Raw genomic sequence first — 19,553 nt, forward strand, 5'->3', positions numbered from 1 at the left:
CGGTTGAGGGGGTGTGAGCGGCATGGATGCCGCGACCAAGCCCCCATGGATGGGTTCACGGCGTCCCCCTCAACCGGACCCACCCCGCCATCCCACGGAGTGCCGGCTTTTGACGGTGCCCTGGCTCGAAGCAGGTGCAGGGCTGCAAGCCCTGCAAAACAAACACCACCCTACTTCGCCTGCTCGCAGAACTTCTGCCGGTACTGCAGCGCCTTCGGCATCAGCGCCTGCAGGTTCTGGATCCGAGTACCAGGATTGGGATGCGTCGAGGAAAACTCCGGCGGCGACTGTCCGCCACTCGCCTGCCCCATCCGCTCCCACAACGGCACCGCCTCGCGCGGGTCGAAACATGCCGCTGCCGCCAGCATCAGCCCCACCTCATCGGCCTGGGTCTCGTGGCTGCGCGCATACGGCAGCAGATAACCGTAGCCCATCGCCGACATCATCATCTGTTGCTGCTGCGCATCCATGCCGCTCGCCGCGCCTGCCACCTGGCCGATCTGGGTCAGCTTCTGCTGCGCCATCCGCTGCGCACCATGGCGCAGCAATGCATGGGCAATTTCATGGCCCATGACCACCGCCATCGCATCGGTCGTGCGCGCCACCGGCACCAGGCCGGTGTACACCGCCATCTTGCCGCCCGGCAGGCAGAAGGCGTTGACCTGGTCGGACTGGATGACGTTGACCTCCCAGTCGAAATCACGCGAGAAGTGTCCGGGCTGCAGCCCATGTTCCTGCGCCAGCGCGGTCTCCACCACGTCCACCTTGGCGATAAGGCGCTGGGCGATGGCGCGGATGTCGCGGGACATCGGCGCGTCGGCGGGCAGCGGCGGTTCTTCGGCAAGGATCTGCTGGTAGGCCTGCAGGCCCAGCGCTTTTTCCTGGCTGGCATCCAGGGTGCTGTCGATCAGCACCTTCTCACCGGTATAAGGGTCTACAGCGCGATTGGAAAAGAAGTAGAACGCTGCATAGCCGGCCGCCAGCAGCAGTACCCACCAGCGGATGTTGCCGAAGAGGCCACGGCGGCCAGGCTGCGGAGAGCGTGAGGGGGAATCGTTGCGCATCATCAGGCCTTCAGGCGGATCCCGCGGAACAGCGGGGACGGCGCCATCTTAGGGCTCAAAGGTGAAGCTGGCGTCTGATCAGATACCGCGTACCAGGCGGAAGCCGATACGCGCGCTGGTGGTGTCCGAATCCTGCGACTGGCGCCAGGCCGCACGGGTCTGTTCCGGGGCATTGGCCCAGTTGCCGCCGCGGATTACCCGCGAACGGCAGCCCGGGTTGAACCATGCCGCACCATCGGACGGCGCGCGCCGGTAGCTGGCGTGCCAGCAGTCGGCCACCCATTCGCTGAGGTTGCCAGACAGGTCATGCAGGCCGAAGGCATTGGCCTGGAAGGTCGCCACCGGTGCCGGCCCCCACCAGCCATCGCCATAGCCGACGAAGGCGTTCTGCCAGTGCCGGCCCGACGGCGAGACGTCGCGGCTGCCGGTGTAGTTGCCGTTGCCCTCCGGTGGCAGGCCGGCATCGCCCCAGGGGTAGCGGCCGCTGTTGCCACCGCGCATCGCGTATTCGAACTCGGCTTCGCTGGGCAGGCGGTAGGAGCGCCCGGTCTGCTCGGACAGCCAGGTGGCGTAGTTCTCGGCATCGCGCACGCTGACGTGCATCACCGGCGAATTGCCCATCGCCCGGCCGCCGTCGTAATCCGAGCGCCAGTCCACGCCGCTGCGGCGGATGAAGTTGCCGCTGCGCTCGTCATAGACCACCGAGTGGCCACGACGCGTCGCGCGCGGACGGGCGTTGGTCGCCTTCACGTAGCGCGCGAAGTCACTCACGGTGACCTCGGTGATGGCCATCGCAAAGCCGCGCTCGAAGCGCACGTAGTGCGAAGGCCGCTCGGCGTCGCTGGCGCCGGGCTCGGTATCGCCGGCGCCCATCTGGAAGCCGCCATGCGGCACCACGATCATCTGCGGGCCGCGGCCGCCGTCACGCAGCGCATCGCTGAACACCTGGCCCGGACGGAAACTGCCGTAGTGGGTGGCCAGGTCGATACGCTCGCGCAGCTGTGCCACCACCGGGTCGCCCGGCAGGGCGATGCGCAGGGCTTCGGCCAGCTTCTCGCGCGCCGGCTTCAGGCCCTGCGGGGTGGTCAGGTCGCGCAGGCCACCGTCGCGCAGCTGCACCAGGGCGGCAGCACGGATCTGTTCGATGCGCTCGAAGGCATCGGCAATCGTCGGCGAGGAATCGCGCACTTTGCTGGCCTCGGCCAGCCAGGCACCGGCACTGGCGAAGTCGCGTGCACGTGCGGCGTCCTCGGCACGGCGGATCAGCCCGCTCTCGGCCGCGGCCAGGCCCTGCCGCGCACGCCGGTTGTCCTCGTCCAGGGCCAGCGCTTCACGGAAATTGGGAATCGCACCGTCGCCGTCTTCGCCGATGCGATCGGCACGCAGGTCCTCCTCACCGGCACGGTTGTACGCCACCACGCGCTGCGCGGTCTCCACCCGGCCCTGCAGCGCGCGCACTTTCTCGTCCTTCGGGGCGAGGGTCAGCAGCACCAGCGCCTGGCGGCTGGCCTCGGCCAATGCTTCGCGCTGCTTCAGCGGCCGCGCCAGCAGCGCATCGGCCTGCTGCAGCAGATGCTGCCGGGCACGCTGCAGGCCGGCACGGGCCTGGCGATCGTCCGGATCAACCTCCTGCACGGCCAGCCACAATGGAATGGCCGCCTCGGCATCCTCATACAGGTGGTCGCGGGCGAACGCCTGCTCGGCCGCACGCCGCAGCTGCGCCTGGCTGCGCTGCTGCCGGTCTACCCGCGGCGGCGTCCACTGCTGGATGTCCTCGGCCGGATCGTCATCGGCGATGGTCACCGTGCCCTGCCCCGGCGCCGGTGCCGGCTGCTCCCGGGCCGGGCGCTTTTCACCGGCCCCTTCGGCGGGCACCGGAGGCGGCGGCGTGCAGCCGGCCAGGGCCACGGCCAGGGCGGTGCACAGCGCGGACGACAGCGGAAAACGCAAGCGGGAGCTCCTTCAACACGGACGCGGACCGACGTTAGGCTATTCTCCCCTGCCTGAGCAAACCCGAGTAGTAGGCCCTGACCCGTGGCAACCTGGATCACCACCCCCGCCGAGCTGGACACTTACCGCCAGCAGCGTCCGAGCCGTATCGGCCTGGACACCGAATTCATCCGTGAACGCACCTTCTGGCCGCAGCTTGCGCTGGTGCAGATGGCCGTCGGCGATGACATCCTGCTGATCGACCCGCTGATTCCCGGCATGCCCGAAGCGCTGGCGCCGTGGTTGGCCGACGAATCCATCACCAAGGTGATGCACAGCGCCAGCGAAGACCTGGTGGCCTTCAAGTGGACCTGCGGGGTGATGCCGCGGCCGCTGTTCGACACCCAGATCGGCGCGGCGCTGGCCGGCATCGGTGCCGGCATGGGCTACCAGAAGCTGGTGCAGGAAATCACCGGTGTTGCCTTGGCCAAGGGTGAGACCCGCTCGGACTGGATGCGCCGGCCGCTGTCCGACTCCCAGCTGCAATACGCCGCCGACGATGTCGAGCACCTGTTCGCGCTGCATGATGCGATCGACGGCAAGCTGCAGGCACTGGGTCGCCAGCAGTGGCTGCACGACGATGCCGAGCGCCTGCTGGCCAGTGTCGCCAATGATGAAGAGCGCTGGCCGCACCTGGGCATGCGTGCGGCGCAGTTCCTCGATGCACCGGCCCAGCACCGCCTGCTGCGCCTGCTGCGCTGGCGTGACGTGCAGGCCCGCAGCAGCGACCGCCCGCGCAGCTGGATCCTGGACAACGAACTGGCCGCCACCCTGGCGCGCACGCCCCCGGCCGATGCGGCCGCGCTGGGCAAGCTGTTCGAGCAGTTCCCAAAGGCACCTCGCAAGCTGGCCGGCGCGGTGTGGCAGGCACTGTCCACGCCGCTGGACGACGAAGCCGATGCGCCGCTGGCCATGCAGGCCACCGACACCAACAAGCAGCTGGTGAAGAAACTGCAGGATGCGGTGGCCGAGCGCAGCCGCGAACTGGGCCTGGCCGACGGCGTGCTGGCCTCGCGCAAGCATCTGGAAAGCTACCTGGAGCGCCGCCAGTGGCCGGCCGCCCTCGCCGGCTGGCGCCAGCAGGAACTGGAACCACGGCTTCAGGCCTTGCTGCCGGCACGTTGATGGCGCAGCACAGCCCGGCCGGGTCCGGCCGGGTAGAGTCGACCGTCGGTCGACTACCGCGCGCAGCGCGGGTGTTCTGCCGCACCGTTCAGAGCAGTCGACTGACAGTCGACTCTACCGGGCTCCGTCATCCGCGGCGCAGCCCGGCCGGGTAGAGTCGACCGTTGGTCGACTATCGCGCGCAGCGCGGGTGTTCTGCTGCACCGTTCAGAGCAGTCGACTGACAGTCGACTCTACCGGGCCTCAGACGTAACCGCGTTCCTTCAACCGGGCCCAGCGCTCCGGCCCGATCGCCCGGCGCATCCCGGGCAGCGGATCGATGCTGCCCGTGTTGTCGGCCACGGCCACCACGAAATCATCGGTGGTATTGAGCAGCGCACGGCGCTCGGGCGTGTCCAGCCAGGCCGCGACGTTCTTCAGCACACGCTTGGCCGACACGTCGCTGCGGCGCAGCTCCATGTACTGCGAATGGCGCTTGCAGGCCTCGATCAGCGCCTCGCCATCGAACCAGCATTCGTCCGCAACGCCCTGCCCGCCGCGCATCTCATCCGGCGCCCACAGGTAGTACGCCACATCCTCGCCACGGGCCAGCACCGCTTCGCGGTAGGACTGCCGGCCCCACACCAGAAACGGTGGCCAGGCCGCGGTGAAGTCGCTTTCGGTGAAGCACACAAGCAGGCAGTACAGCGGCTCATCGCGCGGGATGCGGGGCAGCTGCGCGGTGATCGCCTCGACCAGCCGCCGCTCGACCTCGGCGGTGACCGTCGCCAGCGTCTCGCCCGGGCGTGGCCGCTGGTACTGCAGGCGGCGCTGGCCGGTGGCGCGGCCATTCCTGTCCAGGTACTCCAGCACGATGCGGTCGAGCTGGCCGGCATCGTCATAGCTGTACACATCCTGGCACCACCACGTGCGCCCCGCCGTGCTCCAGTTGCACATCACTTCACGCAGCAGGCGGTCGCCTTCCCAATGGTAGGTGCGGTCGATGCCGCGCCCCTCGTCCACCAGGTCCAGTGCCTGCAGTCGTCCCGCTTCCTCGCGGAACTCCCAGGCAGCGTTGATCCGGCCACCGTCATGGAAGCTGAGGTACCGGCGACAACCTGGCGCATGCAGCCACACGCCGATGCGGCCGGACGGGCTGCGCTCGAACACGATGCGCCCTGCCTCATCCAGGCCGTGCTGCACGTGCTTGCGCGCATCCACCTTCGCTTCGGCTACCCAGCGCGGCGGCGGCGTGCCGCTGGATTCGCGCGGGAACGGCGTGATGTACCCCATCGATGCGGTCGCCCAGCGCCAGCTGACCACCTGCGCTTCGCAGCGCGCCTGCAGCGCGAGGGCGGCGGCGGGTTGGGCGTGGGCCTGGTACAGCGCCTTGAGCATGGTTGAGATCCATTCAACACGGCGCGCGACCATAGCATGTGCGTCCGCGCCGTCGTGGCACGCAGGTCGCGGAAACGACAACGCCCCGCGGGTGCGGGGCGCTGCCGGTTCTGCATCGAACCGGTGCTTACCAGTTCATGTTCAGCGAGACACCCACGGTGCGCGGCTCGTTGTAGACCGCGGCCATGTAGTTCTCGATCACGCCCTTGAGGTTCTTCTCGTTGGTGATGTTGCGCGCGAACAGCGCCACTTCGTAGGCACCGTAGTTGCCTGAGTAACCCAGCTTCAGGCCGCCTTCGAAATCACCCTTGGAGTTGAACTCCTTGCTGTCGTACAGGACGAAGCTGGTGTAACCCTGCTTGTTCCAGTCGGTGGACACGAACATGGTGCCGGCATCGCTGACCGGGAAGTCATAACGCGCAGCGAAGTTCACGTTGTACTTCGGCGCGTTCGGTAGCGGGTTACCGTCGATCTGGGCGAAGGTGTTCGCACCGACCTTGATGGTCGGGTCGTTCACGGTGCACACCACCGCGCCGTTCAGTGCGCAGACCTGTGCGTACACGCGCTTGTCCTGGATCTCGCTGTGCAGCAGGCTCAGGCCGGCGCTCAGGGTCAGGTTCGGGATCGGGCGCAGTTCCATGTCGGCTTCAAAGCCGTAGGCCTTGGCCTTGTCGGCGTTGAACAGCACGCCGTTGCCGTCCGAATCGTTGCCGTTGAGCTGGATGTCGCTGACGGTGTAGGTGAACGCGGTGGCGTTGAGGCGCAGGCGGTTGTCCCACAGGCTGCTCTTCACGCCCGCTTCCCACGACAGGATCGTTTCCGAATCGGCAGTGGTGAAATCAGCGTTGAACACGGCCGAACGGCCCTGGATGGTCGGGCCACGGAAGCCGCGTGCCACCTTCGCGTAGACGCTCACGTTCGGGTTGAACTGGTACATCGCGCTCAGGTCCCAGCTCGGGGTGGTATCGGACATCTTCACGTCCGTACGGCCCTTGTAGGTGACTGCGCCGGCAGCGGTGTCCGCGGTCTTCAGCAGACGGGTGTGCTTCTCGTCCCTGGTCTGGCGCAGGCCGGCGGTGATGCTGAACTTGTCGGTGAAGGCGTAGCTGATCTGGCCGAAACCGGCCCACGAGGTGTTCTTGTTGCGCAGGCGCACCCAGTTGTTCGGGTTGCGGGCCGCGCCCTGCAGGAACCACGCACGCTGGTAGAAGTCGGTGGTGTCGCTGCCGTTGAAGTAGAACGCGCCGGCCTGCCACTGCAGGGCGTTGTCATCATGGCTGGCCAAGCGGAATTCCTGGGTCCACTGGTCCAGGTCGCGGATCTGGCCCATCGACTGGCCGTAGCCGTTCGGCACGCCATTGACCGGGAAGTTCACCGCGGCGCCGCCGTCGGTGTCGCCACGGCTGTAGCCGGAGGTGGTTTCGTAGGCGGTGATCGAGGTGAAGTCGACCGCGCCGAAGTCATAACGCGCCTTCACCGAGCCGCCGTAGGTCTTGTAGGCCTGCGGGTTGTTGTCGGCTTCGTCGTAGGCGACCTTGTCGCGCGGCACGTCGGTCTGGTTCGAGCCCTTGGTGAGCGCGTTGCGCAGGAACAGGGTCGAGGTGCCTTCGTAGTCACGGACGTGGGCCGAGGCCAGGATCGAGAACTGGTCGCTCGGGGTCAGCAGCAGCTGCGCGCGCACGTTGCGGTCGTCGAAGCCGCCCATGGCGTTCTTCTTCGGGCTGACCGTGCCATCGGCGCTGGGGCCGGTGTAGGTGTTGTCGACGTAGTCGTCGCGGTGCTGGTACAGGGCCGACACGCGGAACGCGGCGACATCGTTGATCGGGCCGCCGAAGCCGCCATCGATCGACACGCTGTTGTAGCTGGCGTAGCTGGCGCTGACGCGGCCGCTGTAGTCTTCGCTCGGCTTGATGGTGTCGAACTTGACGATGCCGGCGGTGGTGTTGCGACCGAACAGCGAGCCCTGCGGGCCGCGCAGCACTTCCACCTGGTCCACGTCATAGACCGGGTTGGACTTCAGCACCACGTGCTCCAGCACCACGTCGTCCTGGATGATCGACACCGGCTGCGAGGCACCCAGGTAGAAGTCGATGTTGCCCAGGCCGCGGATGTAGAAGCGCGGGAAGATGCGGCCGGTGGTGGTTTCCGCATACAGGCTCGGCACGCGGCCGGACAGCGCCAGCAGGGTGTCGTCGCCGCCGGCGGTGAAATCGCGCATGCGCTCGCCCTGCACCACGCCCACCGACACCGGCACTTCCTGCAGATTCTGTTCGCGGTGCTCGGCGGTCACGGTGATCGTGTCCAGCGCGGTCGCGCTCGGCGCGGGGTCCTGCGCAGCGGCGCCGAAGCTGGCGGCCAGGGCCAGGCCCGCACAGGCCAGGGCCAGCGGATGGCGACGGAAAGAAACAACGGACGACATGCCCGACGAACGGCGGGAATCGGTTTGGGAAGGCATCGAGAGCTCTGAGGAGGCATCCGTGCGGCCTGCGCGAGCCGGGCGGTAGAAAAGGGAGACGCTGCGCAAGCGTTCATTATCGCCCGAATTGTTACAATTTCGTTGCGCACCCCGTCGCAGTCCGATCGCCGCCCGCTGCGGCAAAGTGTGCCGCATGCCTTATTCCTGCGCGTGCCCTACTCCTGTGGCGGCCCGGTCGATCAGGTCCCCAGCAGCGTGCGTGCACCCGGCTTGCCATCGGCGGCAAGTGTCGTCACCGCATGCAGGTGGTCCAGTCGGATACGGCGCTCGCCGTCGGGCGCATCCAGCAGCAGGAACTCCTCCTTTTCAGCAGTGCTGACAGTGGTCCGCGCACGCGCCACGAAGCGGCTGCCATCGCGCAGTTCGACCTGCAGCAGGGCGTGGTGCAGGCAGGCGATTTCCAGCGCATCGTGCAGGTCGCACTCGATCGGGTGGTAGTCGGCCATGGGTCGTCCCTCGGCGGTGAAGGTGCCCAGCCTGCCATGGCTGCCGGGTCGCTGCTTGGCAAGTCCCAGAGGCAGCGCTACACTGGATGCGCCGTGGGGCCATAGCTCAGCTGGGAGAGCGCGTCGTTCGCAATGACGAGGTCAGGAGTTCGATCCTCCTTGGCTCCACCACTATTCAGGAAGGCCCGTAGATCCCTGCGATCTGCGGGCTTTTTCTTTGGGCGCAGGTAGCCGGGAACGCTAGAATGTGGGCACCCGCAGCGCGGAGCGCCACATGCAGAGTGGGGATCCCGTGGACAATGCCCCGGTACCCGATCCAGGTTTGGTCCCGCTTTCAAGCCTCATTCCCGGCTGGAAGGGCCAGTACATTCCCAGCCTTGTCGCTGACGTCGCCCATGGGCTTGGCCTTGAACAGGCGCGATTGCAGGGAAGCCAGCTGCTGGTCGTCCTGCGTCTTCGCGAGCTGTCTTACGACGGCATCTGCGAGAAGGTCAGGATCGTATCCGGGCATCAGGAACTGGAGGATGCAGCGCGCGTGGCGAAGGACGCTGCCATCCATTGGCTTGCGCAGCGCAGGAGCGAGGTGCGCCTTTACGGTCGCTGGCGCCCGATGCAACATCAGCAACCATGGCCGTCAGCAGCGCCGCTGTGGGAAGGCTCCCCCCTCCCTTCCTACCTGGTAGGCCTGTGGGACGGCACGGGGTACTGTGCGGTCGAAGCCGCTGCCGCCATCATGCCAACCGCACCTGCCGATCCCATCAATACTGCGCTGATCCAGCAGATAGACATGCGCGAACTGACGGACTGGTTCGCCGACGTGGCCCGCGCCGCGCAGACGCCGCCCTCCGCATGACCCCGGCCAACGGAACCGCGACCTGCCCATCTTTCTCAAGCCGGTTCCTGGCTCCCATCCTTGCGCTGCGGCCGGCGCGAATGCGCGTCATGCACCTGCTGGTCCTGCTGGCCGGGGCGCTGCTTCGCCACCTCGTCCTGACGGCGGTCCTGGCGGCTTTCCTCGGCGCCTTCGCGGGCCTGCTGCTGATTGGGGGTCTGCTTGTCGTTCATGGCGGCGCTCCGGCCGGCAACAGGCCGACCCGTTCACAGCACACTAGACGCAGGCCGGTGATGCGCCGGTCAGGCTGCCGCGAGCAGCACGTGCAGGAAAAGCGTGCGGCTCAGGCCTGCACGCCCTCGCGCACCGCGAACGGATGTCCGCAGGCACTGCATTCGGAATGACCAAAGGCCAGTTCCAGCAACTGCTCGGCGCGGGTATCGCCATCGCCGCGCACCTGCTGCATCAGCCACTGCTCGGCCACGCCGACCGGTTCACCGGGCAGCAGCGCAGACGTCGCCGACGGGGCACCGGACACCGGCTCCTCATGGCAGACATACGGCGCTTCAACATCCAGCGTGCAGTACAGATCGGCCGAACAGGCCACGCACTCACCCACGATCTCGCCCTCGGCAAGCCAGTCCAGATGCCGGGACCACGCTTTTTCACCGCTCAGCCCCAGCCAGGCCTGGCGCAGCCGGCCACGCTCGCCATGCCCATCCTCGGACAGCGGGACAGCCTCACGGCCCTTGCCGCGCAGGCGTTTCTGCACCTTGCTGCGCAGCGCCTGGATGACATCGCCGTGCGGCACCAGCCCGGGATCGCCCACGTCCGAGCCGGCAACGATGGCGCCGGCCAGCAACAGCGCATCATCGCCGTCGCTGCGCCCGGTCTGCCGTGCGATCGACAGCAGCACCGGCAGCGCGGCGTGGCTGGCCGGGTAGACCGTGCCCTGGTGGCACAGATGCGACCAGATGTCGTTCCAGTCCTGCTGGTGCTGCGGGTCCAGCAGCGCGGCCAGCAATGCCCCCGCTTCAGAGGCGTCGCCATAGGCACACTGCAGCGCGCCCCAATCGATGGCATGAACGTCGGCGGTCCTTGGCATGTCCTTCCCTGGTCGATGCGGTATGCGCCCAGCATGACCCATCGGTGGGCCGATTGGACAGCGCGCTTGTGACTGCAACCCGCGCGCGGCCACAATCGGCACATCCACCGACGCACAAGGAAGCGCCATGAATCGCCTCACCCTGCTGGCCGCACTGCTGGTCCCTCTGCTGCTGACGACCGGCTGTGCCCACCGCCTGGCCGCCGCGCCGCCGCCGGTGCCCGGCCACATCGGCAACTACGAAGCCGTGCGTGCCGCGCAGGACGATCCGGCGCGCGGCATTTCCGGCATCTTCCCCGTGACCGTGCGGGCCATCGGCAGCGAGGAAGGCCGCATCTACCTCAACAGTGAACGCGACTACCGGCATCCGCTGAACATCACCGTCAAGCTGGACGCCGGCCTGCGCCCGGAACTGGAAAAGGCATTCGGCCTGAAACTGGAGAACCTGCAGAACCGCCGCCTGCTGGTGCGTGGCACCGCGCGCCGGGTCCGCATCGACTTCATCAACGCCACCGGCCAGCCCAGCGGCAAGTACTACTACCAGACGCAGATCAGCGTCAGCGATCCACGCCAGGTGCGTTTCGCCCCGTGAGTCGCATTGGCCTGGGCGACCTGCACCATGGCCCCGGCTGTACCGGTAGCGCCGGGCCATGCCCGGCGAAATGCCAATGGCGCCGCGCTGCGCGCTCGCGGGGCGTGGCCCCGCGTTACCCGCTGCGGCTGCCTGCAGAGCATCGAGGATCAAGCGCTTGCCCGCGCGTAGACGGCAATGTGAAGGTTTTTTGCCAAAACGCTTGCCGAACGCGTTCGACCTCCGTAACATGCGCGTCCTCGGCAGCGACCTCGCTGCAACGAAACAAGTGGCCGAGTAGCTCAGTTGGTAGAGCAGGGGATTGAAAATCCCCGTGTCGGCGGTTCGATTCCGTCCTCGGCCACCACTTTCGAAAGCCTGCAGAAATGCAGGTCTTTTTTTTACGGCCACTGCGTCCGCGCGGTTGGCCTGCCAAACTGGCCGAGTAGCTCAGTTGGTAGAGCAGGGGATTGAAAATCCCCGTGTCGGCGGTTCGATTCCGTCCTCGGCCACCAGTTTGAAGACCTGCAGAAATGCAGGTCTTTTTTTTTGCCCACGCGCGGCATTCACACCCCACCACCGCCACTCGCCTACGCTCGAAGCTCTCGCCCTGAGCCTGCCCATGCCGATGCGCCTGCGCCCTGCCCTGTTGACCTGCCTGCTGCTGGCCGCCACACCCGCTTCCGCCGCCGAACCGGTGCGCGCGGTGGAGGCCCTGGACATTGACCGCTATGCTGGCCAATGGCACGAAATCGCGCATCTGCCGGTGTCGTTCCAGAAGCAGTGCGTGGGCGAGATCACCGCCAACTACGGGCTGCGCCGCGATGGCCGCATCAGCGTCACCAATGCCTGCCGCAACCGCGAGGGCGAACGGGTGGTTGCCGATGGCGTGGCACGCCCGGTGGAAGGCCAGCCCGGCCAGCTGCAGGTGCGCTTCGCCCCGGACTGGCTGAGCTGGGTGCCGCTGGTCTGGGCCGACTACTGGGTGATCGCGCTGGACCCTGAGTACCAGTGGGCGGTCGTCGGTGAACCCGACCGCAGGTACCTGTGGATTCTCTCGCGCCTGCCGGAGATGGACCGCGCGCTGTTCGAGCAGCTCAAGGCCAAGGCCGAAGCGATGGGCTATGACCTGGCACCGCTGAAGATCATGGCCCCGCTGCGCGATCCGGCGCCCAAGCTGGCCGACTGAACCCAGCCCCTCCCACCACGCACGGAGCACCTTGGTGCGCGCTTCGCGCGCGACTGCGGGCCGCGCTCCAACGGTTGATGTTCACGCGCTACCCTCTGCGACGGGTCGCCGCGGGCGATCCATTCCACCATACGCCGTAGTATGCTTATCCCACGCACCCCCTATAAAGGACCTGCGCCCATGCTCCACCGTTTCCGTTTCGCCTTGATCGTCCTGTGCACCCTGGCCCTGGCTGCTTGCAGCGATGGCATCGTCAAGCGTGTTTCGGAACCGGCGGCCAGCCTGCAGCAGCTCACCGTGGGCGCCGACGGCAACTGGACCGTGGCCCTGCGCCTGCAGAACTACAGCTCAATGCCGATGACCTTTGACGACGTCTCGCTGACCCTGACCGTCGGCGACACCGAAGCGGGCACCCTGCAGGCCAAGCCGGCCATCTCCATCGGCGGCACCTCGGCCGACGTCATCAACCTCAACCTGGTGCCCAGCCCCGGTGCGCGCCTCGTCGTGGCCGACGCCCTGGCCGGCAACCGCACCCTGGCCTATGGCCTGAAGGGCACGGTGGCCGCCACCCCGCAGGAAAAGAAGCAGCGCAGCTTCGACATCAGCGGCCGCAGCACCCTCAACCAGGCCCCGGGCCTGCCTGGCGTGCTGCGCTGAGATTCCCCTTTCGCCGCGGCATCGCCTGCCGCGCCCTTTTGTCCTGATCGAGACGTCACCGATGAGCAGCTACACCGCCCCGCTTTCCGACCTCCGTTTCGCCCTGCACGACGTGCTCAAGGTCGAACCGCTGTTCGCCCGCCTGGGTTTCACCGACGCCACCGCCGACGTGGTCGATGCCGTGCTGGAAGAAGCCGGCCGTTTCAGCGCCAGCGTGCTGGCACCGCTCAACAGCGTGGGCGACGAGATCGGCTGCGTGCTCGACCAGGCCACCGGTGAAGTGACCACCCCGCCCGGCTTCAAACAGGCCTACGACCAGTTCGTCGATGGCGGCTGGACCGGCCTGACCGCCGCACCGGAACTGGGTGGCCAGGGCCTGCCGCACACCCTGGGTGTGCCGCTGAACGAAATGATCAACGCCGCCAACCTGGCCTGGGGCAACTTCCCGCTGCTCTCCCATGGCGCCATCGAAGCACTGAAGCAGCACGGCGAGGCCTGGCAGCACGATGCCTTCCTCAAGCCGCTGATCGAGGGCCGCTGGACCGGCACCATGTGCCTGACCGAACCGCATTGCGGCACCGATCTGGGCCTGCTGAAGACCAAGGCCGAACCGAATGCCGATGGCAGCTACTCGATCACCGGCACCAAGATCTTCATCACCGCCGGCGAACACGACCTGACCGGGAACATCGTGCACCTGGTGCTGGCCAAGCTGCCCGACGCCCCTCCGGGCGCCAAGGGCATCTCGCTGTTCGTCACTCCCAAGTTCAAGGTCGACCGCGATGGCAACGTCGGCGAGCGCAATGCACTGCGCTGCGGCTCGATCGAGCACAAGATGGGCATCAAGGGTTCGGTCACCTGCGTGATGAACTTCGATGGTGCGCAGGGTTATCTGGTCGGCCAGCCGCACAAGGGCCTGCAGGCGATGTTCACCATGATGAACACCGCACGCCTGGGCGTCGGCCTGCAGGGCATCGGCCTGTCCGAGCGCGCCTATCAGAACGCACTGAAGTACAGCCGTGAGCGCCTGCAGTCGCGCGCGCTCAGCGGCGCGAAGTTCCCCGAGAAGGCCGCCGACCCGATCCTGGTGCACCCGGACGTGCGGCGCATGCTGCTGACCATCAAGTCGCTGGTCGAAGGCAGCCGCCTGCTGGCCCTGCACGCCGCCACGCTCATCGATGTGGCGCACAGTGCCGAGGATGCCGCCGAGCGTGAGCGCGCCGACACCCTGGTCAGCTTCCTCACCCCGATCTCCAAGGCCTGCCAGACCGAATGGGGCATCGAGAACACCTATAACGCCCTGCAGTGTTTCGGTGGCCACGGCTACATCCGCGAGCACGGCATGGAGCAGCTGGCCCGCGATGCACGCATCACCACGCTGTATGAAGGCACCACTGGCATCCAGGCGCTGGACCTGATCGGTCGCAAAACTGCCTCCAGCCAGGGCGCCGGGCTGAAGCTGATGCTGGCCGAGATCGAAGCGTTCGCGAAGGAACACGAAGGCAACGAGGCACTGGCCGAGTTCATCGGCCCGCTGCAGGCCAAGGCCGCCGAGTGGGGCAAGCTGACGATGGACGTGCTCAAGCGCGCCGCCGGCAACCCGGACGAACTGGGCGCAGCCAGCTACGACTACCTGTTTTATTCGGGTTACGTGGTGCTGGCTTACTGGTGGGCCCGCAGCGTGGCCGCCGCCGACGCCAGCGCGCACGGCGCCGCCTTCGCCCAGGGCAAGCGCGAAACTGCCCGCTTCTACTTCGCCCGCGTGCTGCCGCGCACCCTCGCCCACGCCGCCGCCATGCAGGCCGGCGCCTCCCCGCTGATGGCCATGGACGACGAGCGCTTCGGCGAATGACCTCAAACCCACCGCCACGCTTGGACAAGAGGTCGGAGCCCTTTCCTGCGGAAAGCGATCCGGCCCCGGCCCGGCAGCCTCCGACCCTCCGCCTGGAGAAAAGCCCCCCTTTGTTAAGGGGGGCGCGCCAACGGCGCGGGGGATAGGAGGAATGCGTGGACCCGAATCATTGCGACCTGGATATCTACCCCCAGGCGATATCCAAATCGCAATGATTCGGGTATAAGCTGTTTTCCCGATGGAGACAGACACTACACGCTTGGGTCTGATCGAAGCCGGAGCCTCGATTTCTGCTCCGGGCGCCGCGTCATCGCCCAATGCCAGCCCGCTGCATCGCCCCGGCACCGTCCGCCTGCTCTCGCTTGACGCCCACGGACGCGTCCTGGATTGGATCACGTGGCAGGACGCCGCCTGTCTCTACGCCCGCAATGCGGTGTCCTGGACACTGGGCGACCCGTGCCTTCACATCCACGGCGGCACCAACCGGCTCAGCGGCCTGCAGAGCGGCATGGACCTGCATCCGATCATCGCCGCCCGCGGCCACGCCCGCTCGCGCGCCCCGGACCCCACGCCGAACCTGACCAACCCGGCCCTGTTCGCCCGCGACGCCCACCTGTGCCTGTACTGCGGGCAGCAGTTCAACCGTCCCACCCTCACCCGCGACCACGTCATGCCGCTGTCCAAGGGTGGCCTGGACTGCTGGGAAAACGTGGTCACCGCCTGCTTCCAGTGCAATTCGCGCAAGAGCAACCGCACCCCGCAGCAGGCCAACATGCCCCTGCTGGCCATCCCCTACCGGCCCAGCTGGATCGAGCACCTGATCCTATCCAACCGCAACATCCTGGCCGACCAGATGGCCTTCCTGAAGGCGCAGCTGCCCAAGCGATCCAAGCTCAGCACCTGAACACCGGCACCGGCAACCCTCACCGTCCTGTCACGGGCGGCGGCGTTTGCTTGCCCCACCCCCGATTGAGGGCGAAAATGGGTGTTCAGAACAAGTGCGAACACGATGATCGACTCTGCCCGCTATCCCCGCCTCGCGCGCATCCAGACGCCCGATGACCTGCGTACGTTCGACGAATCCGAAATGCGCGCGGTCGCCGATGAACTGCGCGCCTACCTGATCGAATCGGTGGGCAAGAGCGGTGGCCATTTTGCTGCCGGCCTGGGCGTGATCGAACTCACCGTGGCCCTGCACTATCTGTACCAGACCCCGCACGACCAGCTGGTCTGGGACGTCGGCCACCAGACGTACCCGCACAAGATCCTCACCGGCCGCCGCGACGAGATCCACACGGTCAAGCAGAAGGACGGGGTGGCGCCGTTCCCCAAGCGCGAGGAAAGCGAGTACGACACCTTCGGCGTCGGCCACTCCTCCACCTCGATCTCGGCGGCGCTGGGCATGGCCATCGCGCGCCAGTCGCAGGGCGATGACCGCAAGGTCGTGGCCGTCATCGGCGACGGCGCGATGACCGCCGGCATGGCGTTCGAGGCGCTGATGCATGCCGGCGGCATGGATCCGGAACCGAACCTGCTGGTGATCCTCAACGACAACAACATGTCGATCTCCGAGGCCGTCGGCGGGCTGACCAAGATGCTCGGCCGCGCCACCGGCAGCCGCACGCTCAACGCGCTGCGCGAGGGCGGCAAGAAGATCCTCGGCGACAAGAAGAACAACCCCGCGCGCTTCGTCAAGCGCTGGGAAGAACACTGGAAGGGCATGTTCGTGCCGTCCACCATGTTCGAGGAAATGGGCTTCCATTACACCGGCCCGATCGACGGCCACGACATGCCTGCCCTGCTGTCCACGCTGAAGACGCTGCGCGCCTCCAAGGGCCCGAAGCTGCTGCACGTGATGACCACCAAGGGCAAGGGTTACGAGCCAGCCGAGGGCGACCAGATCGGTTACCACGCGGTCGGTCCGTTCGATCCGGACAAGGGTCTGGTCGCCAAGACCGGCGCCAAGAAGCCGACCTATACCGATGTCTTCAGCGACTGGCTGTGCGATGCCGCCGCCGCCGAGCCGCGCCTGTACGGCATCACCCCGGCGATGCGCGAAGGTTCCGGTCTGGTTCGCTTCAGCAGGGAGTACCCGCAGCGCTACTTCGACGTGGCCATCGCCGAGCAGCATGCGGTGACCCTGGCCGCAGGCATGGCCACCCAGGGCGGCAAGCCGGTGGTGGCGATCTACTCCACCTTCCTGCAGCGCGCGTACGACCAGCTGGTGCATGACGTGGCCATCCAGGACCTGGACGTGCTGTTTGCGATCGACCGCGCCGGCGTGGTCGGCCCGGACGGCGCGACCCATGCCGGGAACCTGGACCTGAGCTTCCTGCGCTGCGTGCCGAACATGGTGGTGATGGCGCCGTCCAACGAAGCCGAATGCCGGCAGATGCTGAGCACCGGCCTGCAGCACCCGGGCCCGGCCGCCGTGCGCTACCCGCGCGGCACCGGCACCGGCGTCGATGCCGGCAGCGACCTGTCGACCCTGCCGATCGGCAAGGGCGAACTGCGCGTGCAGGGCAGCCGCATCGCGCTGCTGGCCTTCGGCAGCAGCGTGGCCGCCGCCGAACAGGTCGGCCGCGAGCTGGGCCTGAGCGTGGTCAACATGCGTTTCATCAAGCCGCTGGACCGCGAGCTGGTGCTGTCCATGGCCAACAGCCACGACGGCCTGGTGACGATCGAGGACAACGTGGTTGCCGGCGGCGCCGGTTCGGCCGTGGCCGAGCTGCTGAATGCCGAAGAGGTGCTGCGCCCGATCCTGCACCTGGGCCTGCCCGACAGCTTCCAGCACCACGCCAGCCGCGAGGACCTGCTGGCCGAAGCCGGTATCGATGCCGCCGGCATCCGTGCAGCGGTGCTGAAGCGCTGGCCGAAGCTGGCCAGCGGCACGCCGCCGCTGAGCGCCGCGAGCTGAGTAGATCCACGCCGTGCGTGGATGAAGCGCCCCAGTAGATCCACGCCATGCGTGGATAAGGGGTCAGAGCCCTTTCCTGCGGAAAGGGATCCGACCCCGACGTAGATGCTCAGCCGTAGCTGACCGCCTCGACAAACGCGCCACTGGCTTCCACGCGCACTGCGGCACGCTGGCCCGTGTCGGTGAAATGCAGGCGCGCGAGGGTTTCGGCGAAATCGAAGGCACGGACACCGTCGCGGAACTCGATCGGTTCCGGCTTGTCCGGGTGCAGCACGCGCCACTGGCGCTGCTCACATTGCAGACGGATCAACATGCGTTGCTCACTCCTTGAACAGCGTATCGATGACGGTGGGCACACCGGGAGGCGCACTGCCCCCGGTGCCGACGATACGAGGAATGAACTGTGATCGCCATCAGATTAATCTGAATCTGAACAACGAAAACGCCAACGTCGTCCGATCAGTTGATCTGGAACTGGGCCCGGCAGCCATCGCTGACCCACACACCCCGGCGGTCCCAGCCCCAGGTGCGGCCTTCCACGCAGGGACTGCGCGAATCCTGCTTGACCAGGCGCACGTCGCGGCGGATGCGCGCGTCGCAGTACTTCTGCCGGCGGTCGTTGGAATGGCAGGCGATCACCTGGCCACCGTTGCCGCCCCAGCCGCCGCCATGGCCCCAGCCACCGCCGCGGGATTCACCCACGAACTCGGCGCGACAGCCCTGGGTCACCCACACACCACCGCGCGACTGTCCCCAGGTGCGGCCCTCCACGCACGCCGAACCGGACAACTGCCGGATCAGCCGCGGACGTCCTTCCAGGCGGCATTCGTTGCTGCGGTTCTTGACCGACTCGCAGCGCACGATACCGCTGCCACGGTCGTCGTAGCGATCGTCATGGCCGTAGCGCTGCGCCTGTGCGGCACCGGCGGCCGCCAGCATCGGCAGCACCAGGCACGCCACGGTACCCCACCCCATTCTCCAGCCTGATTCCTTGCCCATTGCCACCTCTCCCGATGAATACGATGGCGCAAGCATCCGGGATTCCGCGCGCGACGCACAGAGGGGCCGCGCGGCACGGTTGGCAATCCGTTCAAGCAACCTAACCGGGCCTGACCGGAACCGGGGGATCAATGACCGGCGCCAATCGTGCCATACGGGGTGCCCAGTTTTTCCTCGAACGCGTACGCAAACAGCTCGGCATCGTTGCTGATCCCCAGCTTCTTCATCGCCGACTGGCGCTGCCGGCTGATGGTGCTCACCGTCCGCCGAAGCTGCGCGGCGATCTCGGTGATCGACGGCCCGGACACATACAGGCGCAGCACCTCCAGTTCCTTCGGCGAAAGGACCGACAGCGATCGCTCCCGTCCGGCCTCCTGCAGGCAGGGCGCAAGCACGGGGTCCAGATACATGCGCCCCGCCAGCACCATATCCACGGCATCACGCACGTTGCCGACGCCACTGCCTTTGTGGACCAGACCGCGCACGCCCGAACGCAGCGCCATGTGCAGCGAGGTCGCGTTGGTGATCATGGTGACCAGCACCACCGGCACATCAGGGTGATTGCGACTCAATGCCTGCAGCATTGCGTGGCCATCGGCCCGGTTGCCACCGGGCATGGAAAAGTCGGTGACCACCATGTCCACCGGTTCGCTGGCCAGGATGGACAGCAGCCCCTCGGCGCAGTGCGCCTCTGCGACGACGCGATGGCGGCCGCTATCCTCGATCAGCAGGCGGGTACCCAGCAGCACGAGAGGATGATCGTCTGCAATGGCGATTCGAGTGAGCATGATGATTATCCCTGCATTGCCACGCCGCAGTGCGCAGCGAAGACGCTAATAATCAATCCGCGCGCCGTCAACTTAACATCGAGTCCTTTCAAGAATCCTCGTAACGCAGACCTTCGCCGAGCTTTCAACTAATTGCATAAACCACAGGAAATCGGAAACAAATCCC

Annotated in this window: 18 protein-coding genes and 3 tRNA genes; 11 read left to right on the forward strand and 10 right to left on the reverse strand. The window is 67.0% G+C overall.

Features of this window, described 5'->3' with window-relative positions; genetic code table 11:
* Window positions 1–170 precede the first annotated feature (170 nt).
* Window positions 171–1,064 carry a M48 family metallopeptidase gene (locus AC1VXD_RS12515; RefSeq protein WP_482992311.1) on the reverse strand — a complete coding sequence of 298 codons (894 nt, stop codon included), beginning with the start codon at window positions 1,062–1,064 and terminating at the stop codon, window positions 171–173.
* 78 nt (window positions 1,065–1,142) lie between these two features.
* Window positions 1,143–3,014 carry an SUMF1/EgtB/PvdO family nonheme iron enzyme gene (locus AC1VXD_RS12520; protein ID WP_482992312.1) on the reverse strand — a complete coding sequence of 624 codons (1,872 nt, stop codon included), beginning with the start codon at window positions 3,012–3,014 and terminating at the stop codon, window positions 1,143–1,145.
* An 84-nt stretch (window positions 3,015–3,098) separates the two neighbouring features.
* On the opposite strand from AC1VXD_RS12520, the gene rnd reads away from it, so the two are divergent.
* Window positions 3,099–4,178 (forward strand): ribonuclease D, encoded by a 1,080-nt coding sequence (rnd, locus tag AC1VXD_RS12525; protein ID WP_482992313.1) that lies wholly within the window; start codon window positions 3,099–3,101, stop codon window positions 4,176–4,178.
* 243 nt (window positions 4,179–4,421) lie between these two features.
* On the opposite strand, the gene AC1VXD_RS12530 is transcribed toward rnd, so the two are convergent.
* The 3 genes from AC1VXD_RS12530 to AC1VXD_RS12540 form a co-directional block, all read right to left on the reverse strand.
* Window positions 4,422–5,555, reverse strand: coding sequence for a hypothetical protein (locus AC1VXD_RS12530; RefSeq protein WP_482992314.1), 1,134 nt, complete (start codon window positions 5,553–5,555; stop codon window positions 4,422–4,424).
* A gap of 127 nt (window positions 5,556–5,682) precedes the next feature.
* On the reverse strand, window positions 5,683–8,010 hold the full coding sequence (locus AC1VXD_RS12535) for a TonB-dependent receptor (protein WP_482992315.1): 2,328 nt from the start codon (window positions 8,008–8,010) through the stop codon (window positions 5,683–5,685).
* Window positions 8,011–8,210: 200 nt separating this feature from the next.
* Window positions 8,211–8,477, reverse strand: coding sequence for a Rho-binding antiterminator (locus tag AC1VXD_RS12540; RefSeq protein WP_482992316.1), 267 nt, complete (start codon window positions 8,475–8,477; stop codon window positions 8,211–8,213).
* A 95-nt stretch (window positions 8,478–8,572) separates the two neighbouring features.
* On the opposite strand from AC1VXD_RS12540, the gene AC1VXD_RS12545 reads away from it, so the two are divergent.
* Window positions 8,573–8,648, forward strand: a tRNA-Ala gene (locus tag AC1VXD_RS12545).
* A 121-nt stretch (window positions 8,649–8,769) separates the two neighbouring features.
* Window positions 8,770–9,330 (forward strand): hypothetical protein, encoded by a 561-nt coding sequence (locus tag AC1VXD_RS12550; protein WP_482992317.1) that lies wholly within the window; start codon window positions 8,770–8,772, stop codon window positions 9,328–9,330.
* A gap of 35 nt (window positions 9,331–9,365) precedes the next feature.
* Here the strand turns inward: AC1VXD_RS12550 and AC1VXD_RS12555 are convergent, their stop codons facing one another.
* Entirely contained in the window at window positions 9,366–9,542 is a 177-nt protein-coding gene (locus AC1VXD_RS12555) for a hypothetical protein (protein ID WP_482992318.1), read from the reverse strand.
* 110 nt (window positions 9,543–9,652) lie between these two features.
* Window positions 9,653–10,414 carry a hypothetical protein gene (locus tag AC1VXD_RS12560; protein ID WP_482992319.1) on the reverse strand — a complete coding sequence of 254 codons (762 nt, stop codon included), beginning with the start codon at window positions 10,412–10,414 and terminating at the stop codon, window positions 9,653–9,655.
* 127 nt (window positions 10,415–10,541) lie between these two features.
* Between AC1VXD_RS12560 and AC1VXD_RS12565 the strand changes: the two genes are divergently transcribed.
* The 8 genes from AC1VXD_RS12565 (at window position 10,542) to dxs (ending at window position 17,600) form a co-directional block, all read left to right on the forward strand.
* Window positions 10,542–11,006: a hypothetical protein gene (locus AC1VXD_RS12565; RefSeq protein WP_482992320.1), complete on the forward strand. Its 465-nt coding sequence runs from the start codon at window positions 10,542–10,544 to the stop codon at window positions 11,004–11,006.
* A 270-nt stretch (window positions 11,007–11,276) separates the two neighbouring features.
* Window positions 11,277–11,352, forward strand: a tRNA-Phe gene (locus tag AC1VXD_RS12570).
* Between the two features lie 72 nt (window positions 11,353–11,424).
* Window positions 11,425–11,500 (forward strand) — tRNA-Phe (locus AC1VXD_RS12575).
* Between the two features lie 107 nt (window positions 11,501–11,607).
* Window positions 11,608–12,174 (forward strand): lipocalin family protein, encoded by a 567-nt coding sequence (locus tag AC1VXD_RS12580; protein WP_482992321.1) that lies wholly within the window; start codon window positions 11,608–11,610, stop codon window positions 12,172–12,174.
* A gap of 180 nt (window positions 12,175–12,354) precedes the next feature.
* On the forward strand, window positions 12,355–12,831 hold the full coding sequence (locus AC1VXD_RS12585; RefSeq protein ID WP_482992322.1) for an LEA type 2 family protein: 477 nt from the start codon (window positions 12,355–12,357) through the stop codon (window positions 12,829–12,831).
* A gap of 61 nt (window positions 12,832–12,892) precedes the next feature.
* Window positions 12,893–14,683 carry an acyl-CoA dehydrogenase C-terminal domain-containing protein gene (locus AC1VXD_RS12590; protein ID WP_482992323.1) on the forward strand — a complete coding sequence of 597 codons (1,791 nt, stop codon included), beginning with the start codon at window positions 12,893–12,895 and terminating at the stop codon, window positions 14,681–14,683.
* A 238-nt stretch (window positions 14,684–14,921) separates the two neighbouring features.
* Complete coding sequence (locus AC1VXD_RS12595; RefSeq protein WP_079222565.1) at window positions 14,922–15,587, forward strand: HNH endonuclease; 666 nt, start codon at window positions 14,922–14,924, stop codon at window positions 15,585–15,587.
* A gap of 105 nt (window positions 15,588–15,692) precedes the next feature.
* A complete protein-coding gene (dxs, locus tag AC1VXD_RS12600; RefSeq protein ID WP_482992324.1) occupies window positions 15,693–17,600 on the forward strand; it encodes a 1-deoxy-D-xylulose-5-phosphate synthase in 1,908 nt (635 codons plus the stop codon).
* A 109-nt stretch (window positions 17,601–17,709) separates the two neighbouring features.
* On the opposite strand, the gene AC1VXD_RS12605 is transcribed toward dxs, so the two are convergent.
* From AC1VXD_RS12605 to AC1VXD_RS12615, 3 genes are all read right to left on the reverse strand, one after another.
* A complete protein-coding gene (locus AC1VXD_RS12605; RefSeq protein WP_108769416.1) occupies window positions 17,710–17,913 on the reverse strand; it encodes a hypothetical protein in 204 nt (67 codons plus the stop codon).
* Window positions 17,914–18,059: 146 nt separating this feature from the next.
* Window positions 18,060–18,599, reverse strand: coding sequence for a DUF3011 domain-containing protein (locus tag AC1VXD_RS12610; RefSeq protein WP_482992325.1), 540 nt, complete (start codon window positions 18,597–18,599; stop codon window positions 18,060–18,062).
* Window positions 18,600–18,727: 128 nt separating this feature from the next.
* Window positions 18,728–19,387 carry a response regulator gene (locus AC1VXD_RS12615; protein WP_482992326.1) on the reverse strand — a complete coding sequence of 220 codons (660 nt, stop codon included), beginning with the start codon at window positions 19,385–19,387 and terminating at the stop codon, window positions 18,728–18,730.
* Between the last annotated feature and the right edge of the window lie 166 nt (window positions 19,388–19,553).

This window comes from Stenotrophomonas sp. STEN054 (assembly GCF_056854535.1).

What these genes read in the sequence shown, in the direction of transcription:
- AC1VXD_RS12530 (WP_482992314.1), bottom strand. Translation starts at nt 5,555, where the DNA reads ATGCTCAAGGCGCTGTACCAGGCCCACGCCCAACCCGCCGCCGCCCTC.
- AC1VXD_RS12580 (WP_482992321.1), top strand. Translation starts at nt 11,608, where the DNA reads ATGCCGATGCGCCTGCGCCCTGCCCTGTTGACCTGCCTGCTGCTGGCC.
- AC1VXD_RS12595 (WP_079222565.1), top strand. Translation starts at nt 14,922, where the DNA reads ATGGAGACAGACACTACACGCTTGGGTCTGATCGAAGCCGGAGCCTCG.
- AC1VXD_RS12555 (WP_482992318.1), bottom strand. Translation starts at nt 9,542, where the DNA reads ATGAACGACAAGCAGACCCCCAATCAGCAGCAGGCCCGCGAAGGCGCC.
- AC1VXD_RS12515 (WP_482992311.1), bottom strand. Translation starts at nt 1,064, where the DNA reads ATGCGCAACGATTCCCCCTCACGCTCTCCGCAGCCTGGCCGCCGTGGC.
- AC1VXD_RS12560 (WP_482992319.1), bottom strand. Translation starts at nt 10,414, where the DNA reads ATGCCAAGGACCGCCGACGTTCATGCCATCGATTGGGGCGCGCTGCAG.
- AC1VXD_RS12565 (WP_482992320.1), top strand. Translation starts at nt 10,542, where the DNA reads ATGAATCGCCTCACCCTGCTGGCCGCACTGCTGGTCCCTCTGCTGCTG.
- AC1VXD_RS12540 (WP_482992316.1), bottom strand. Translation starts at nt 8,477, where the DNA reads ATGGCCGACTACCACCCGATCGAGTGCGACCTGCACGATGCGCTGGAA.
- AC1VXD_RS12610 (WP_482992325.1), bottom strand. Translation starts at nt 18,599, where the DNA reads ATGGGCAAGGAATCAGGCTGGAGAATGGGGTGGGGTACCGTGGCGTGC.
- AC1VXD_RS12590 (WP_482992323.1), top strand. Translation starts at nt 12,893, where the DNA reads ATGAGCAGCTACACCGCCCCGCTTTCCGACCTCCGTTTCGCCCTGCAC.
- AC1VXD_RS12615 (WP_482992326.1), bottom strand. Translation starts at nt 19,387, where the DNA reads ATGCTCACTCGAATCGCCATTGCAGACGATCATCCTCTCGTGCTGCTG.
- AC1VXD_RS12535 (WP_482992315.1), bottom strand. Translation starts at nt 8,010, where the DNA reads ATGCCTTCCCAAACCGATTCCCGCCGTTCGTCGGGCATGTCGTCCGTT.
- dxs (WP_482992324.1), top strand. Translation starts at nt 15,693, where the DNA reads ATGATCGACTCTGCCCGCTATCCCCGCCTCGCGCGCATCCAGACGCCC.
- AC1VXD_RS12585 (WP_482992322.1), top strand. Translation starts at nt 12,355, where the DNA reads ATGCTCCACCGTTTCCGTTTCGCCTTGATCGTCCTGTGCACCCTGGCC.
- AC1VXD_RS12605 (WP_108769416.1), bottom strand. Translation starts at nt 17,913, where the DNA reads ATGTTGATCCGTCTGCAATGTGAGCAGCGCCAGTGGCGCGTGCTGCAC.